The following is a 16029-nucleotide window of genomic DNA, read 5'->3' on the forward strand; positions in this document are numbered from 1 at the left end:
TTACCAGCGATAATGAGAAAACGCCTTGTTTGCCTCGGCCATTCGGTGTGTATCTTCACGCTTCTTCACTGCAGACCCGCGGCTGTCATTCGCATCCAGCAACTCCGCCGCCAACTTCATGACCATGCCTTTCTCGCTTCTTTTGCGAGCAGCATCTATGAGCCAACGCATGGCCAACGCCGCCCTACGTGCAGGACGAACCTCAACCGGCACCTGGTAAGTCGCCCCGCCGACACGGCGCGACTTAACCTCTACTAGCGGCTGAACATTCTCCAAAGCTTTCGTCAACACATCCAAGGATGACTGATTGGTTTTAGCGGAAATGTGATCTAGCGCCCCGTAGACAACCTTCTCCGCCACGGACTTCTTTCCGTCCAACATCAACATATTAACGAAGCGCGCCAAAATTTCGCTGCCGAAGCGCGGATCCGGAATAACTTCTCTTCTTTGAGCGACTCTTCTTCTAGACATAACGCAATCCAGAATTCAGTTAACTTTTCGGCCGTTTCGCGCCGTACTTGGAACGCGCTTGGCGCCGTTTTTGCACACCTGCAGTATCAAGACTGCCACGCACAATGTGATATCTCACGCCAGGCAAATCCTTCACACGCCCCCCCCTTATCAGAACAACGGAGTGTTCCTGCAAATTATGCCCTTCGCCACCGATGTAACTAGTGACCTCAGCGCCATTCGTCAAACGAACACGCGCCACCTTTCTCAATGCGGAATTCGGTTTTTTCGGAGTAGTCGTATAGACGCGTGTACACACACCACGCCTCTGCGGACAACTATCCAGGGCCGGCACATTGCTTTTGTCTTTTTTTCTGACTCGCGGCTTCCGAACCAACTGGTTTATCGTGGTCATTACCAAACTCCAAAAATTTTTCGCTCAACCTTCAGGAAAATTGCCACCTGGAACCCTACCCGCCTCAAAAACACCAAAAGGCATTGGTAAAGCGACGAAATTTAAAACTAATAAACCGCTTTGTCAACATCGACTACCGGATTTCAAGCAAACAAGAAACTGGCATACACAAAGAAACCAAAACCCAACGCAACCCGCCCCTTGAAAAAACAGAGACCGCCGCAAAATACCCCGCTCTCCGACGTACCGACCCCTTGGTCTCAACCATCAACCAAAACCAAGGAAACCGGACGCCTCTAAAGACACCCCCAGGAAGCGAAGATGCCCAAAGATAAACAGATGAAATAGGTCAAGGAACGAAACCGGCACCGCCGCACATATCAAACTGTACGCGGAAACAGCAGCGCACGCCGCCACAAGAATGAGCCATAAGGCTTATTGGCAGGCTAATGGCTCCCCCGGACGGGCTCGAACCGCCGACCCGCTGGTTAACAGCCAGCTGCTCTACCGACTGAGCTACAGGGGAACTGATTGACCTCGGGGATTATAAAGAAAGAGCGAAAGCCCGTCAAATCCCACACAAAAATGGCGCGCCTGGAGAGATTCGAACTCCCGACCACCTAGTTCGTAGCCAGGTACTCTATCCAACTGAGCTACAGGCGCGCGACAGAAAGCGTATTATGCGCGTTTCAACATAGGTCGTCAATGTTTTTGCAATAGGTGTTTTCGACCCAATCTGAGCAGCGTCATGAGTGTACTCGGAGAGCAATTCGTAGCTGGCGACATGGCTACAGGAGAAATGAAGATCAGATTTTTGATACGCATCGTGGCCCGTACAGGGGCCGCTGCTCCAGGAAGAAGGCGCGCAGTTATTGAGAGTCTATGAACGGACCTTTCCGCGGCAAGCCGATCGGTACGAAGAGCCGGACCGAGGTATTGATTCTATTTCCCTTTGTTGACTGACCGGAATTGCCGCAAATTATGGACCGATAAGAGTTTGAAGCCGAAGAGGAAGCCCATCCGTAGACCAGCGTTTCCGGCACCCATCATGCGCTCAAGGTCGAGAAATACACTGAGTAGTACTTCGCCGAGCTCCAAGTCCGGTTCAATCGGCAGTTCGATCCCGGGGCCATTTCACAACGCACGGCTTGCGCAGCCATGCTTACCAGCCCCGGCCCGAGCGCACATTCTCTTGACTGAGGTTCATCCCCAATCGGAAGGTTTACAACATATTTTGCGACAGGACGCTTTTTAGGACCTACCCTGCCTTACGAAGCAGACCGACAAAAGACACGAAAGGCCAATACTGATTAAATTGATGTCCGGATCATGGCGGAACACTGCCTATCAATTTCTTAGCCACGTGCAACCCTTAGGCGATCCCGGTTCAAGGCGAGCCACTGAAGGCCAATGATAGGAATAGCCGCTCCAATTCGCCCCTGACCAAGCCAATCCATTGCCTGCTCGAAACTCACCACGTGAGTCAAAATATCTTCGAACTCCTCACCGATGCCGTGCACGCCCCCTAAACATCTGGAGTCAATGATGCCGCAAAAAAGGGTGATTTTTTCGGAACAACCGCCAGGCGTCGAAAAGAATTCGGCAATGGGAATAAGCTCCTGTATTTCACAACCCGTTTCTTCACTGGCTTCGCGATAAGCAGCGTCCTCAGGGACCTCTCCCACATCCAAGGCTCCCGCCACGATCTCGAGCAGCCAAGGGTCTTCATCGGCATACATGGCCCCGACCCTGAATTGCTCGATGAGCACAACCTGATCGGCCGCAGGATCATACGGAATGACGGCAACGCTCCGGTCACGATGAAATAATTCCCTCTCCAAGCACTCGCTCCAGCCGCCACGGAATAGAGTGTACCTTAATCGGATACGCGACAGATTAAAAAAGCCGCGATAGATCGGCTCTTTATCGATCACCTCGAACGCTTTCTTGTCTTCCTTCACTGTCGGCGCAGTCTTCAGTTCAAATTCGGCCGGACCAACACGGCGCTACGCAGCATATGACCGACGGCGGTACCGATGCGGCTTGTAATACGATCCCACAAATTTTCCTCCGCCGTATAATTGACCATATCCTTAGCTCCGATAACGCTTTCGGCTACAGTACGAACATCCCCAAAGCCATCGGCCAATCCAAGCTTAATGCCTTCGTCACCAGTCCAGACGAGTCCTGAATATAGTTGCGGAGTATTCTCTTTAAGCCGTCCGGCGCGCCCCTGACGAACGGCCTCGATAAACTGGCGATGAATCGCGTCGAGGACCGATTGCAGGTGCTCTTTTGCCACTGGATCGACCGGCGAAAACGGATCGAGAATTGCCTTGTGCTCGCCAGCTGTCATCACTCTCCGCTCAATACCAAGCCTATTGATAGCCTCCACGAAGCCAAAGCTATCCATGATCACGCCTATCGATCCGACAATGCTTGATTGGTTAACGAAGATTTTATCGGCAGCGGAAGCAATGTAATAGCCACCGGACGTGCACATATCCGCGACAACCGCATAAATGGGGAGATCCGGTTTGAGTTTTTTAATCCGCCGAATTTCCTCATACACGTAAGCCGACTGAACCGGGCTGCCGCCTGGTGTATTCATCCGCAGAACGATGCCTTTGGCACCGGTAGCATCCGCTGCTGCTCTGAGACCCTCGATAATGGCATCGGCGTTAGCCCTTTCCCCAGCGGCGATCATACCCGCCACATCGATAACAGCCGTGTGAACCCTCTCTTCCCTGGCTCGTTGCTCAGACAACTGTTGCGCGACCAACCAAAGGGCTATACCAAAATAGCCCAGCATGAGCAGCTTAAAAAATATTCCCCAGCGCCTCGCTCGCCGCTGCTCCGTAAGCGCTGTCAATAGCACTTTCTCCAACGTGTCGCGCTCCCATGCCTGGGGAAGCACCTGGTCTTCCGTCTGTTGTTCTTTTTCAGCTGTATCTTGTTGGTCCATTGTGTTGTCTCAATCAAGTCGGATTCCCTGGAGTTCAAATCAGAAGCGACTCCTCACCTTAGAAACTCCAAAAGGTCGGTCGTACGTTCTATACACGCGAAAGGACAAAGCCTGGCCAACTCTACCCGATCGTTTGCTCCGCACCCTACGGCTATGGCAGCGACTCCTGCGTTCTGAGCCATTCTCAAATCATGAAGTGAATCACCAACCATCAAGGTCTTTTCTGCATCAACCTCCAGCTCGTACATTAACTGAAAGAGCATTTGCGGACTCGGCTTGGACGCTGTCTCGTCGGCACAACGAGTGGCATGAAAAAGCTTCTCCGTCCGGGTCAGGTCGAGTGCATGATTCAGACCAGACCGGGTCTTCCCCGTAGCCACTGCGAGGCGATATCCGCACTCTTTTAGTTCCGCAAGCATCTCAGCCACCCCGCTAAACAGACTATCAGGGCCAGTCGCCCGTCCACCATAGAAACCACGATAGCTTTCTGCCAAACGAAGCGCTGTAGCAGGCGGGTAACCGGGGAACAATGCCTCCATCGCCTCATTCAAACCAAGACCGATAACGGCTTTGGCCTCCCGCTCGGTTGGGACGGCAAGACCGCAGTCGTAAGCCGCCCGCTGAAGGCACTCCACGATCCATCCGATCGAGTCGAACAGCGTGCCATCCCAATCAAAGACCACAAGATCGAATCGATTCCTCACGGCAGCGAAGTTTTGAGGAATTGAGAAAGGTCCTGATCAATGGGAGCTTTTACCCTTAACACTTCCCCCGTACGCGGATGGAGAAAAACAGTCTCCAACGCATGAAGAAAAAGACGCTTCAAACCAAGTCGACGAGATTCCCGATTGACCTTTTCATCGCCATATCGATCGTCGCCGACTATGGGATGCCCCATAGATTGTGCATGAACGCGAATTTGATGTGTTCGTCCAGTGACCGGACGAGCCTCAACCAACGTGGAGCCTACATAGCACTCCAATCTTCTGAATTCGGTAACCGCCGGCTTCCCCTCTCGTGCCACCTTGACAATTCTTTCACCACCCTGAAGCACGCTCCTTTTGAGCGGAGCATCCACTATACACCGCGTTCTAGCCCACGTCCCGGCGAGCAAAGCCAGATAGACTTTTTTTACATTGTCATTACGAAATTGCTCGTGCAGAGTTCGGAGGGCACTACGTTTCTTGGCTATTAGCAAACATCCCGAGGTATCCCGATCCAGACGATGCACAAGCTCCAAGAACCTTGCTTCGGAACGAATCTCCCTTAACCCTTCGATCACTCCGAAACTTATACCGCTACCGCCATGCACCGCCATCCCTGCGGGCTTATTAAGCACCAAGAGCTCACTATCTTCGTACAGAATCCGAGATTCCAAACGCGCCCGCACAAATGCTTCAGGTATGCCGTCAAGCTCGTGAACCGTTGACCTAATTGGAGGAATTCGAATCAAATCTCCCGAATCCAGCCGATCCCGGGCTTGAATTCGCCCTCCATTACGACGGACTTCGCCGGTACGCAGAATTCGATAGATGTGGCTTTTAGGCACTCCTTTAAGGCGCGTGAACAGAAAGTTATCAATGCGCTGCCCCGCGCTCTCGTCATCCACTTCTATCAATTTAACGGCAATGTTGCTCGCGCCTTGTTTCATGACAACATGATATCAGCTTTGACCGGCTAAATTGATGACTCTCCTTAAGATTGTTATAGTTAGCGTACGGTTGCCCACAACCGAACGCCAAACGATCCGGCCCCTCTCCGGCCGCGTAAAACCCCGGAAGCAGTCGATCAGTCTGTTCCAGTAAGGTCGAAAAATATGCCTATAAAGCGATCTTTTTCGGGGTCAGCTTGCACGGGACGGGAAATATTGATTTTTACGGTTGAGTGAGGAGGTCGTCGAGCATGAACGGCGAGATAGAACTCGATTTTCGAAACAGCAAAGCTTGACCACTCCCATGTCAGCTTACTGGCGATCTTCCTCGGTATATGCACGATTCGACCTCCAGCCGCTTGCCGAACGGACCAATTTTTGGCGATAGACAGAACATCTTGTTTAACGAGTTAAAGGGCCGCGGAGTACCACACAGGGAAATTTGGCCGGCAAAAACGACAACAGCAGGGTTTTTTCGCTCGACCCATGACGAGCGAGTATCGCGCTACCTGAAGAATGGAAGCCCCTTCCTCCAATTGAGGTTGGGCATGCCGCGCAACGTCAAGATTCGGTTTTCAGCGCACTAGGCGCATTTACATCAATTAAGAGAACGTTTTGATTGATAAGAAAATTGGCTGCATGAAACCGCTTGCCCGCTTCTTCGGGGAACCGCTAAAGGACCAGCCGAATGAGAAGAATGTTGATCAACGCCACTCAGCCCGAAGAACTTCGGGTTGCGCTGGTGGACGGACAAAAGCTTTACGACTTTGACATAGAAATCCCATCCAAAGAACAGAAAAAAGCCAACATCTACAAGGGTATTATCACCCGCATAGAACCCAGCCTAGAAGCTGCTTTCGTAAACTATGGCGCTGAACGTCACGGCTTCTTGCCATTCAAGGAGATTACGCCGAACTATTTCGGACAACCTCTCGATGAGGAATTTTCCCGCCGCGATATCAAGGACTTAATCAAAGAGGGACAGGAAGTCATTATCCAGGTGGAAAAGGAGGAGCGCGGTAGTAAAGGTGCGGCGCTAACAACCTATATCAGCCTGGCCGGCAGTTACCTGGTGCTGATGCCTAACAACCCGCGCGCCGGCGGCATTTCTCGACGTATCGAAGGCGATATTCGCTCCGACATGCGCGAGGTAATGAGTCAACTTGAAATCCCCGAAGGTATGGGGCTCATCGTGAGAACCGCCGGAGGCGGCAAATCAGCCGAGGAACTACAGTGGGACCTCAATTACCTCTTACAGCTGTGGGAGGCGATTGATCGTTCGGCCAAGGAAAAACCCGCCCCTTTCCTTATCTTTCAGGAAAGCAACGTAATCATTCGCGCGTTAAGAGATCATCTCCGCGGCGATATCGACGAGATATTGATCGATGACGTCGGCACGTTCAAGCTGGTGCGCAGCTTTTTGCAGCAGGTCATGCCTCAGTTTATTCAAAAGGCCAAGCATTATCAGGATACAGTGCCGCTATTCAGTCGTTATCAGATCGAGAGCCAGATCGAAACGGCCTATAGCCGCGAGGTCCCATTACCGTCTGGCGGAGCCATAGTGATTGATCACAGCGAAGCTCTCACGGCGATCGACATCAACTCCGCGAGGGCGACAAAAGGCGGCGATATTGAAGAAACCGCCCTGAATACAAATCTGGAAGCGGCCGACGAAATTGCGCGCCAGCTTAGGATGCGGGATTTGGGTGGCTTATTCGTGATCGACTTCATAGACATGATGACCGCACGGAACCAGCGAGCAGTCGAAAATCGACTACGCGACGCCATTAAAGCGGATAGGGCTAGGATACAGATCGGCCGAATTTCGCGCTTCGGATTGCTGGAAATGTCACGACAGCGTCTTCGGCCTTCGCTTGGCGAATCGAGCTTGCTCACTTGCCCACGATGCAACGGGCAAGGCTCCGTGCGTAGCGTACAGTCACTGGCACTGTCGGTATTGCGCATCATTGAGGAAGAGGCGATGAAAAAAAATACCGAAAAAGTTGTCGCTCATCTGCCCATCGATTCGGCGACGTACCTTCTGAATGAAAAGCGGTCTGCCATCGCTGACATCGAAAAACGCCACCAGGTTATCGTTATCATCGTACCAAGCAAGCACTTGGAAACGCCCGCCTATGAAATCCAGCGGATACGGAGCAGCGGAGCGGAGGAGGAGGGGGAGCGAAAGCCGAGCTATCAATTACTTAGGTCGGAGGAATCCGATTTCCCGAAATTCACTAGAGATGCCGCGTCAATCAGCACCGAACCGGCCGTAAAAGAATTCCTTCCCAGCCACCCACTTCCAATCACCGGTACGGGCAAACAGGCCGCAGGAGGCTTTATAAAGCGATTCTGGTCAATCTTAACCGGAGGTCGGCTTGAAGACGAAACGGAATCGGCCAACGAAAAGCCCCAACCAATACTCTCCCAAGCCACTCAGCAGCGCCCCCATCGAATTGCCGAATTCAAACAACGCCAATTCCCTACGGGCGGTGAAATGCCAGAAGCCCACGAAACCGAAGTCCGAACCTCAGTTCCAGAAAAACAGGATTTTGGCAATGGTGACCGGCGGACCAGAGATCAGTCAAGACGCGGGGGGTCGCGCCGGAGGCGATCGAGACGGAGCGAATCCGGCCCGGCGCGAGGCACTCAGCAAACTCCATCGAGAGACAGTGCCCAGGAAAAAGCGGGAATCGTCGATTTCGTGATGCAGGAAAGTCCGACGCCGAGTTATGAACCTGCCGATAACGAACCAACTCAGGCAATAATGTCGGCTCTAGTTTCTGAAAGCGAGGCTCAAACCGAAACCGAACCGGCCAGCGTGTCACAAGAACAGGAGGATAAACCCGAAGCTCCTATGATCTATCTGCCGAAACCGGAGTCGATGCAGGAAACTCGCCTGGGGCGAGAAAGTACAATTTCGACCAACCTGCCGTCCGTAGAATCATTCGAGCTCGATTCATCTTCCGATGAAGAGGAGGAAACGGAAGCCGAAAGAGAAGATTCGACTATTGAGACTCCCAAGTCACCCCGTCGCTCCCTGGCTAAACGTCGCGGCCGCGGCAGGCGCGATAAGAGATTTTCCTCCCGGCGGGTTGAGTTCGGCGAAGGGCAAGAAGACGCCAGCCAAGAAGAGTGTCACGAGATTAGCGAAGCGGCTTCGACAGCCGACCCGGAGCATACCGCTGCTGACAACGGACCCACCGAGGAAAGCCCGGACTCTGCTACCATCGTCGTACCGGATAAGCCAAGCATCGAAAAAGGTACGGAGTAATTCCGACATCGATCGGGCGGTGTAGCCGCCCGATCTCCCTTTGGTCGGCTTCAACCTAACTTAATCGGAGAATCATTGCAGGCCTACCGGCACTCCGTCAGTTTCGGACGATGGACAGTTTTCGAGCGTACGGTCACACCTCCAACTCGCTTTGGAAGTGGGTGTTCAACATCTCCTCAGCATGGGCCAAGGTTTGCTGAGTAACGCGGATTCCCCCCAGCATGCGCGCGATTTCAAGTTTCCTCTCATCACGGGACAGCTTTCTGACACTCGACTGCGTAACGCCATCGGTGCTAATTTTTTCCACGAGCAAATGGCAATGGCCTTGAGCAGCAACCTGAGGAAGGTGAGTTACACAGAATACTTGCCTCCCCCGCCCCAACGCGCGTAGTTTTTGACCGACGATTTCCGCCACTCGACCTCCGATTCCCGTATCTACCTCGTCGAAGATCAAGCTCGAAACGGTCTTCGAATCGATAGCCGCCACCTGAATGGCTAAACTGATGCGCGACAACTCGCCGCCAGATGCAACTTTAGCCAAAGAACGCGGCGGCAACCCGGGATTGGCACTTACCAAGAACTCGACCTGGTCCCTGCCAAAAGGAGCCGGCTCTTTCCCTTGTTCAGTACGAACTTCCACCAGGAACCGCCCCTGAGGCATGCCGAGTTCCAGAATCATTTCAGAGATCCGCGCTTGTAACTTGCTGGCAGCCGCTTTTCGCCGCTGGGACAACTTATCGGCAACCTTCTCGTAATCCGCAAGAACCTGCTGAAGCTCAACTTGCAGGACTTCGATTTTTTCCGTCCCCCGCGCTATACTGCTCAGTTCCGAACGCAGCGATTCAAGCAGTCCAGGCAATTCATTCGGTCCGACCTGATGTTTGCGGGCTAACCGATGGATATCACCGAGACGCCGGTCAAGCCAGTCCAACCGACCAGGATCGGCCTCGATCCGCTCCAACTGGCGCCGAAGCAGCAATGCCCCTTCTTTGACTTGTACCTGCGCTTCGCCCAGCAGAGTGGTCGTTTCCTCCAACTCCGGAGCCAGCCGAATCAAATCCGATAAGACATGGATAGCTTGTGCGAGGCGTGCATTGACCGAGTGACTCTCATCTTCGTAGAGTAGCTCGAACTGTGTTTGTGCGGTTGTGAGAATTTTGCCGACATTAGCCAGGAGCGTATGCTCTTCAGCCAGAGCCGAATAATCGAGCTCAGAAATATCCTGTTGCTCCAGCTCTTCAATTTGGTAGCGTAAAAGCTCCTCACGAGCAGCCTGATCCTTAGCTTTATCGATAAGAGTGTCCAACTCGAGCCGTATACTGCGCCAACGCTCGTATAGAGCGCCTGTCTGCTCCAACAGCGATTCATTGCCCGCAGCTTCATCCAGTATCCGACGCTGCTCTGTCTCTCTCAGAAGATGTACGTGGGCATGCTGACCATGGATTTCGACTAAGCGGGAACCCAATTCCTGCAAGGCCTGCAATGTTACCGGCCGACCGTTGACGAAAGCCTTCGATCGGCCGTCCCGGCCGATCACTCGCCGCACCAGACACTCACCGTCTTGTTCTAGCAATTCGTTTTCTTCGAGCCAGCGAAACGCATCAACCGCATCCTCCAAGTCGAAGGAAACGCTGATCTCCGCACGGGAGGATCCCGGACGTATGAAACCGGAATCCGCACGATCACCCAAAGCCAATCCCAAGGCAGTCAGCAATATCGATTTTCCCGCACCGGTTTCACCGGTCAGCACGGTCAATCCGCGTTCGAACTCCAAGTTCAGCGATCGAACGACAGCCAAATCTCTGATGCTGAGATGGGCAAGCATAATCAGCTTCGATAACCGGAGCTCCAGTTGAGCTTCGCTCTAAGAATTTCGAAAAAATCGTAATCGAGCGGATGAAGAATGCGAAAAGTTTTAAATTCCCTTCGAATTTCGATGCGATCATCTTTTTCGACATCGGGTTTCGAGACATTGTCGCAAACGACCTGAGCTTTGAACTGTTTGCTGGGCCTGAAAGCAATTTCGATCACGCTATCGTCGTCCACCACGATCGGACGGTTGGTCAACGTGTGGGGATTGATAGGCGCCAACACAATAGCCTTGAGTGTCGGATAAAGAATTGGTCCCCCGGCAGACAAAGCGTACGCCGTAGAACCCGTAGGAGTTGATGCAATGAGCCCATCGGAACGTTGCGAGTTCAGGAAAACCCCGTTGATTGACGTTTCGATCTCGATCATGCTCGCGGCGTTCCCGCTGTGTACGACCACTTCGTTAACCGCAGTCTGCTCATAGATCACGCGATTATTGCGGAGAATCTTCGCACGCAACAGAATGCGATCATCGGCGCTGTACCGCCCATCGAGAATTTCATCGAGCTTCGCGCCGGCATCCGAAGGCGAAATGTCGACAAGAAACCCCAATCGCCCCAAGTTCACCCCGATCAATGGAATCTCAAACGGCACTAAAAGTCGCGCGGCGGACAGAAGCGTCCCATCGCCGCCCACCACGATCGCGAGATCGCAACAGCTCCCCATTTCGCTAACGGAACACGTTTCGGGCGAAAAATCAGCCAGGAAACGAGCGCACTCCCTTTCCACCAAGACACGCACCCCTCTCGAGGTGAGATGCCGGTAAATGGCGGAAAGAGTTTCCGCAATACGCGGCGCATCTAACTTCCCGATTAAGGCTACATTCCGGAAAATGGATGACATAGATTTTTGAAGCCGCCAGTCTCCGGCGAATTTGCAAGCGGGTAAGCCGATATCGCAGCTTAGGTCTGAGATTGTAAATAATTCCGCAGACCGACTTTCTGGATCAATCCCGCCTCCGTTTCAAACCAATCGACCTGTTCTTCCTCGTTCTCGAGAATTTCTTCCAAGAGATCACGCGATACGTAATCCCCAGCCTTTTCACAAAATTCGAGCGCTTCTCGCAACAAAGCCGTTCCTTGAAGTTCCAATTGAAGATCGCAGCCTAGCATCTCTTCCGGCTTTTCTCCGATCTTCAAATGGCCCAAATCCTGCAGCTTCGGAAGACCCCGGAGAAACAGAATGCGTTCGACCAGCTTGTCAGCGCGATTCATCTTAGCGATAGACTCCTCATGCTCATGCTTATCCAGCCTTCCCAAACCGCAATCTTTGTACATTCTCGCGTGAAGAAAATACTGGTTGATGCCGACCAATTCGTTGCCCAACACTCGATTAAGATACTCGATAACGGTTGAGTCGCCTTGCATGGATCTCTCCTTGGATAGGGAACCGTTCGCCAAGCGGTTGTTAAAGACCTACACCGCATCAGAGCCCGTTCTGCCCGATATGGTATGAGCTTCTTGACACTTTATCTAGGGGTTGCTAATTTTTTAGCACTCGATCGCCTCGAGTGCTAACACTCCCACCATTCGAGGATACCGGTGCCTAAATATCCCCAACTGAGCGAGCGTGCCCAATACTTGCTTAAAGTGCTGGTTGAGCGCTATATCGGAGAAGGTCAGCCGGTCGGCTCACGAGCCTTGGCGCGTGATACCGGCCTAAATTTAAGCCCTGCAACGATCCGCAACATCATGGCGGATCTTGAAGACATCGGGCTGATTACTTCGCCGCATACATCCGCCGGGCGCATGCCGACCGTTACGGGTTACCGTTTTTTCATCGATAGCTTGCTGACGATCAAACCCTTACAGCATGATATCATCATGCAGCTTTACCAGGACCTGAATACCCAGGAAGATCCCGACGACCTGCTCGAAGCCGCATCCCGGGCCCTGTCGGAAATAACCCATATGGCGGGACTCGTCATGTTGCCGCGCCGTGAAATTATCGCTTTCAGGCACATCGAATTCGTCCCGCTATCCGATCAACGCCTACTCGTCATCCTGGTAACCAATGCTCAGGAAGTCCACAACAAGATCATCCATGCGCCTCGCCAGTTCTCCCCGGCCGATTTGCAGGTGGCAGCGAATTTCCTGAACTCAACCTACGCGGGCAAGGACTTAAGCGCCATCCGGGAGAGCCTGTCCAACGATTTGCAGGAGATGCGGGATCGTTTGAGCCAAGAAATCATAGATGCTGCTGAAATCGCAGACTTGGCATTTAAGGATAGCGGAAAGCGCCGGAAGCCGTTTGTTCTCACGGGCGAAATCAATCTAATGGATTTCGCGGACCTGGCCGATATGGAGCGGCTCCGTTCCCTGTTCGAAGCCTTTCATCAAAAGGAAGATTTGGTCCATCTGCTCGACCGCTGCCTGGAAACTCCCGGCATCAAGATCTTTATCGGCGAGGAATCGGGTTATCGCGCGCTGGATCAATGCAGCCTGGTAACGGCGTCCTACTCCGCCGATGGCGAAGCGGTAGGCGTACTCGGGGTGATTGGCCCTACCCGCATGGCTTATGAGCGAGTCATCCCTCTGGTTGACGTCACGGCAAAATTATTGGGGGCCGCCTTGAATCATAAATCGCTGCCCCCATCTTAATTCATAATCTGGTAGAAATCGCCGGCCTGTACGTGAGTTTAGGCGTACAGAGTCGTCATTTTTCTTTTAAGGAGCATGTTATATGAGCAAAGAAGACCAGGCTTTTCCGGAATCGGCGCCAAAGGCGCCAGATCAAGCGGAACAAGCCGCTTCTGTCGACACGGCAATCGAAACCGAAGAGGGCGTTCTCGAACCGACGCCGATCGAACAGCTCACCCAACAATTGACCGAAGCAACCCGCCGAGCGGAGGAAAACTGGGACAAGTTCGTTCGCACCCAGGCCGAGTTGGAGAATTTGCGGCGGCGTTCGGAAAAAGAGCTGCACAATGCCAATAAATATGCCCTGGAGAAGTTTTCGAAAGAATTATTGAGCGTGGTCGACAGCCTCGAACTCGGACTGCAAGCAGCCGTTGGAGAGACCTCGGATGTGGAAAAACTCCGGGAAGGAATGGATCTCACGTTAAAGCAACTCAATTCCGTACTGGAAAAATTCAGTGTCCGGGCAGTGGATCCCATAGGCGAAAAATTCAACCCCAGCTTACATCAGGCCATGGCAATGCAGCCCGCTCCCGACACCGAACCTAACACGGTGATAAAAGTATTCCAGAAAGGATATGTCCTCCATGATCGCCTGCTACGCCCGGCAATGGTCGTGGTAGCACAGTCCGCCTCGGAATCTACTCGTATTGACGAGCAAGCTTGAAATCAGTCCCTGCGCCCCCATATTAACGCTACACGCACACAAAACTCACAAGCTGTTGATAAATTTGGAGAATTAAATGGCGAAGATTATTGGCATCGATTTGGGCACCACCAACTCCTGTGTGGCCATTCTCGAAGGGGGCAAACCACGCGTCATCGAGAATTCCGAAGGCGCACGCACTACCCCCTCCGTCGTGGCCTTTACCGCCGATAATGAGGTACTGGCCGGCCAGTCGGCTAAGCGGCAGGCGATCACCAATCCCAAGAACACTCTGTACGCCATCAAACGCCTCATTGGGCGCCGTTTCAAGGATTCCGTGGTACAGAAGGACATCCATCTCGTACCCTATAAGATCGTCGAGGCCGACAACGGCGACGCCTGGGTCGAGGTTAACGGAAAAAAAATGGCGCCGCCCGAGATTTCGGCACGCGTATTGATGAAACTGAAAAAGGACGCTGAAGCGTTTCTCGGCGAAGAGGTTAAAGAAGCGGTCATCACCGTACCGGCATACTTTAACGACTCGCAACGGCAGGCAACGAAAGACGCCGGCCGGATTGCCGGCCTTGATGTCAAGCGTATCATCAACGAGCCGACCGCCGCTGCCATGGCCTTTGGTTTGGACAGAGAGCACGGAGACATCAAAGTTGCCGTCTACGACCTCGGCGGCGGTACATTCGATATTTCCATCATCGAGATTGCCGAAGTCGACGGGGAGCATCAGTTCGAAGTGCTTTCCACCAACGGCGACACGCATCTGGGCGGCGAAGACTTCGACCTCCGCATCATCGATTACATCTGTGAGGAGTTCAAAAAGGAAAACGGCATCGACTTGCACAGCGACCCATTGGCTCTGCAGCGCCTGAAAGAAGCCGCGGAAAAAGCGAAGATCGAACTTTCCTCAAGCCAGCAGACCGATATCAATCTGCCCTATGTCACAGCTGATGCCAGCGGCCCCAAGCATCTCAATATGAAGCTTACCCGGGCCAAACTCGAATCCTTGGTCGAGGATTTGATCCTGAAGACCAAAGGACCGTGCGAAACGGCGCTCAAGGATGCCGGCCTCAAGCCCAGTGAGATTAACGAAGTCATCCTAGTCGGCGGGCAGACGCGCATGCCGAAGGTTCAGGATTTCGTGAAAGACATCTTCGGCAAAGAACCGCGCAAGGACGTCAATCCGGATGAGGCGGTGGCACTTGGGGCGGCGATTCAAGGCGGCGTACTGGGTGGACAGGTCAAGGATGTTCTGCTCTTGGACGTTACCCCGTTGTCCTTGGGTATCGAAACCCTGGGCGGCGTCATGACAAAGCTGATCGAGAAGAACACCACGATCCCGACCAAGACCGGTCAAGTTTTCTCGACGGCAGAGGACAATCAAACCGCGGTTACGATTCACGTCCTTCAGGGCGAACGCGAAATGGCGAAGGACAACAAGTCCCTCGGCAAGTTCGATCTGACCGATATCCCGCCGGCCCCGCGCGGCATACCGCAAATCGAAGTCACCTTCGATATCGATGCCAACGGCATACTGCACGTGTCGGCTACGGATAAAGCAACCGGCAAGCAGCAATCAATCCGTATCACGGCCTCCAGCGGACTGACCGAGGACGAGATCAAGCGTATGGTCAAGGATGCTGAACTGCATGCCGAAGAAGACAAGAAGCTGCACGAACTGGTTAGTACGCGCAATAACGCAGACGCCATGATCCATGCAACGAACAAGACTCTGCATGAACTTGGCGATAAAGTGGAAAGCGACGAGCGTAGCAAAATCGAAAGTGCTATCAGCGAATTGAAAACTGCCATGAACGGCGATGACATGGCGGAAATTCAGCGAAAGACTGAACATCTAACCGAGCTTTCGGGTAAACTGGCGGAGCGCTTATATGCTCAGAAGAGCGAGACAGGCGGTGCGCCAGGCGCTGAGGCCGAACCAAGTGCGGAAGCGAAATCCGGCGAAGAGGTGGTCGATGCCGAATTCGAGGAAGTGAAAGAGGATCGGAAATAAACAAAGCGTTCCTGAGCTTGATATTGCACGAGAGGTCAAGTGCAGATCGGCGGGAACCGGAGGCCAACTTATCCTCGCCCGTAACGCCATGTTTACG

At 53.0% G+C, this 16029-nt stretch carries 13 protein-coding genes and 2 tRNA genes; 4 read left to right on the top strand and 11 right to left on the bottom strand.

What is annotated here, in order from left to right; translation table 11 throughout:
* The 8 genes from rpsG to rluC form a co-directional block, all read right to left on the bottom strand.
* Nucleotides 1-471, bottom strand: coding sequence for a 30S ribosomal protein S7 (gene rpsG, locus sS8_RS13185; RefSeq protein WP_119630039.1), 471 nt, complete (start codon nucleotides 469-471; stop codon nucleotides 1-3).
* Nucleotides 472-490: 19 nt separating this feature from the next.
* Nucleotides 491-865 carry a 30S ribosomal protein S12 gene (rpsL, locus tag sS8_RS13190; RefSeq protein ID WP_119630040.1) on the bottom strand — a complete coding sequence of 125 codons (375 nt, stop codon included), beginning with the start codon at nucleotides 863-865 and terminating at the stop codon, nucleotides 491-493.
* 450 nt (nucleotides 866-1315) lie between these two features.
* Nucleotides 1316-1391 (bottom strand) — tRNA-Asn (locus sS8_RS13195).
* Nucleotides 1392-1451: 60 nt separating this feature from the next.
* Nucleotides 1452-1528 (bottom strand) — tRNA-Arg (locus sS8_RS13200).
* Between the two features lie 692 nt (nucleotides 1529-2220).
* Nucleotides 2221-2826, bottom strand: coding sequence for an NUDIX domain-containing protein (locus tag sS8_RS13205; RefSeq protein WP_119630041.1), 606 nt, complete (start codon nucleotides 2824-2826; stop codon nucleotides 2221-2223).
* Nucleotides 2827-2840: 14 nt separating this feature from the next.
* A complete protein-coding gene (locus sS8_RS13210; protein WP_119630042.1) occupies nucleotides 2841-3830 on the bottom strand; it encodes a S49 family peptidase in 990 nt (329 codons plus the stop codon).
* Nucleotides 3831-3883: 53 nt separating this feature from the next.
* Nucleotides 3884-4513 carry an HAD-IA family hydrolase gene (locus sS8_RS13215; RefSeq protein ID WP_232020630.1) on the bottom strand — a complete coding sequence of 210 codons (630 nt, stop codon included), beginning with the start codon at nucleotides 4511-4513 and terminating at the stop codon, nucleotides 3884-3886.
* 17 nt (nucleotides 4514-4530) lie between these two features.
* Nucleotides 4531-5481 carry a 23S rRNA pseudouridine(955/2504/2580) synthase RluC gene (gene rluC, locus sS8_RS13220; protein WP_119630044.1) on the bottom strand — a complete coding sequence of 317 codons (951 nt, stop codon included), beginning with the start codon at nucleotides 5479-5481 and terminating at the stop codon, nucleotides 4531-4533.
* A 688-nt stretch (nucleotides 5482-6169) separates the two neighbouring features.
* Here rluC and sS8_RS13225 point away from each other — a divergent pair.
* The gene (locus sS8_RS13225) at nucleotides 6170-8755 is read left to right on the top strand and encodes an Rne/Rng family ribonuclease (RefSeq protein WP_119630045.1); all 2586 of its coding nucleotides are present in this window, start codon (nucleotides 6170-6172) and stop codon (nucleotides 8753-8755) included.
* A gap of 133 nt (nucleotides 8756-8888) precedes the next feature.
* Here sS8_RS13225 and recN read toward each other — a convergent pair whose 3' ends face one another.
* Genes recN through bfr form a run of 3 tightly spaced genes read right to left on the bottom strand, consistent with a single transcriptional unit; the run spans nucleotide 8889 to nucleotide 11991 of the window.
* On the bottom strand, nucleotides 8889-10580 hold the full coding sequence (recN, locus tag sS8_RS13230) for a DNA repair protein RecN (protein ID WP_119630046.1): 1692 nt from the start codon (nucleotides 10578-10580) through the stop codon (nucleotides 8889-8891).
* A 2-nt stretch (nucleotides 10581-10582) separates the two neighbouring features.
* Entirely contained in the window at nucleotides 10583-11467 is an 885-nt protein-coding gene (locus sS8_RS13235; RefSeq protein ID WP_119630047.1) for an NAD(+) kinase, read from the bottom strand.
* A gap of 59 nt (nucleotides 11468-11526) precedes the next feature.
* Entirely contained in the window at nucleotides 11527-11991 is a 465-nt protein-coding gene (bfr, locus tag sS8_RS13240; protein ID WP_119630048.1) for a bacterioferritin, read from the bottom strand.
* A gap of 174 nt (nucleotides 11992-12165) precedes the next feature.
* Between bfr and hrcA the strand changes: the two genes are divergently transcribed.
* The 3 genes from hrcA to dnaK all read left to right on the top strand — a co-directional run bounded on the left by hrcA (nucleotide 12166) and on the right by dnaK (nucleotide 15932).
* Nucleotides 12166-13224 carry a heat-inducible transcriptional repressor HrcA gene (hrcA, locus tag sS8_RS13245; RefSeq protein WP_119630049.1) on the top strand — a complete coding sequence of 353 codons (1059 nt, stop codon included), beginning with the start codon at nucleotides 12166-12168 and terminating at the stop codon, nucleotides 13222-13224.
* An 82-nt stretch (nucleotides 13225-13306) separates the two neighbouring features.
* Nucleotides 13307-13927 carry a nucleotide exchange factor GrpE gene (grpE, locus tag sS8_RS13250; protein WP_119630050.1) on the top strand — a complete coding sequence of 207 codons (621 nt, stop codon included), beginning with the start codon at nucleotides 13307-13309 and terminating at the stop codon, nucleotides 13925-13927.
* 76 nt (nucleotides 13928-14003) lie between these two features.
* Complete coding sequence (gene dnaK / locus sS8_RS13255) at nucleotides 14004-15932, top strand: molecular chaperone DnaK (RefSeq protein ID WP_119630051.1); 1929 nt, start codon at nucleotides 14004-14006, stop codon at nucleotides 15930-15932.
* The last annotated feature ends 97 nt before the right edge of the window (nucleotides 15933-16029 follow it).

The sequence above is a fragment of the Methylocaldum marinum genome, from assembly GCF_003584645.1.
Taxonomy (GTDB): domain Bacteria; phylum Pseudomonadota; class Gammaproteobacteria; order Methylococcales; family Methylococcaceae; genus Methylocaldum; species Methylocaldum marinum.

What these genes read in the sequence shown, in the direction of transcription:
- sS8_RS13235 (WP_119630047.1), bottom strand. Translation starts at nt 11,467, where the DNA reads ATGTCATCCATTTTCCGGAATGTAGCCTTAATCGGGAAGTTAGATGCG.
- rluC (WP_119630044.1), bottom strand. Translation starts at nt 5,481, where the DNA reads ATGAAACAAGGCGCGAGCAACATTGCCGTTAAATTGATAGAAGTGGAT.
- rpsL (WP_119630040.1), bottom strand. Translation starts at nt 865, where the DNA reads ATGACCACGATAAACCAGTTGGTTCGGAAGCCGCGAGTCAGAAAAAAA.
- bfr (WP_119630048.1), bottom strand. Translation starts at nt 11,991, where the DNA reads ATGCAAGGCGACTCAACCGTTATCGAGTATCTTAATCGAGTGTTGGGC.
- sS8_RS13210 (WP_119630042.1), bottom strand. Translation starts at nt 3,830, where the DNA reads ATGGACCAACAAGATACAGCTGAAAAAGAACAACAGACGGAAGACCAG.
- recN (WP_119630046.1), bottom strand. Translation starts at nt 10,580, where the DNA reads ATGCTTGCCCATCTCAGCATCAGAGATTTGGCTGTCGTTCGATCGCTG.
- grpE (WP_119630050.1), top strand. Translation starts at nt 13,307, where the DNA reads ATGAGCAAAGAAGACCAGGCTTTTCCGGAATCGGCGCCAAAGGCGCCA.
- dnaK (WP_119630051.1), top strand. Translation starts at nt 14,004, where the DNA reads ATGGCGAAGATTATTGGCATCGATTTGGGCACCACCAACTCCTGTGTG.
- rpsG (WP_119630039.1), bottom strand. Translation starts at nt 471, where the DNA reads ATGTCTAGAAGAAGAGTCGCTCAAAGAAGAGAAGTTATTCCGGATCCG.
- sS8_RS13225 (WP_119630045.1), top strand. Translation starts at nt 6,170, where the DNA reads ATGAGAAGAATGTTGATCAACGCCACTCAGCCCGAAGAACTTCGGGTT.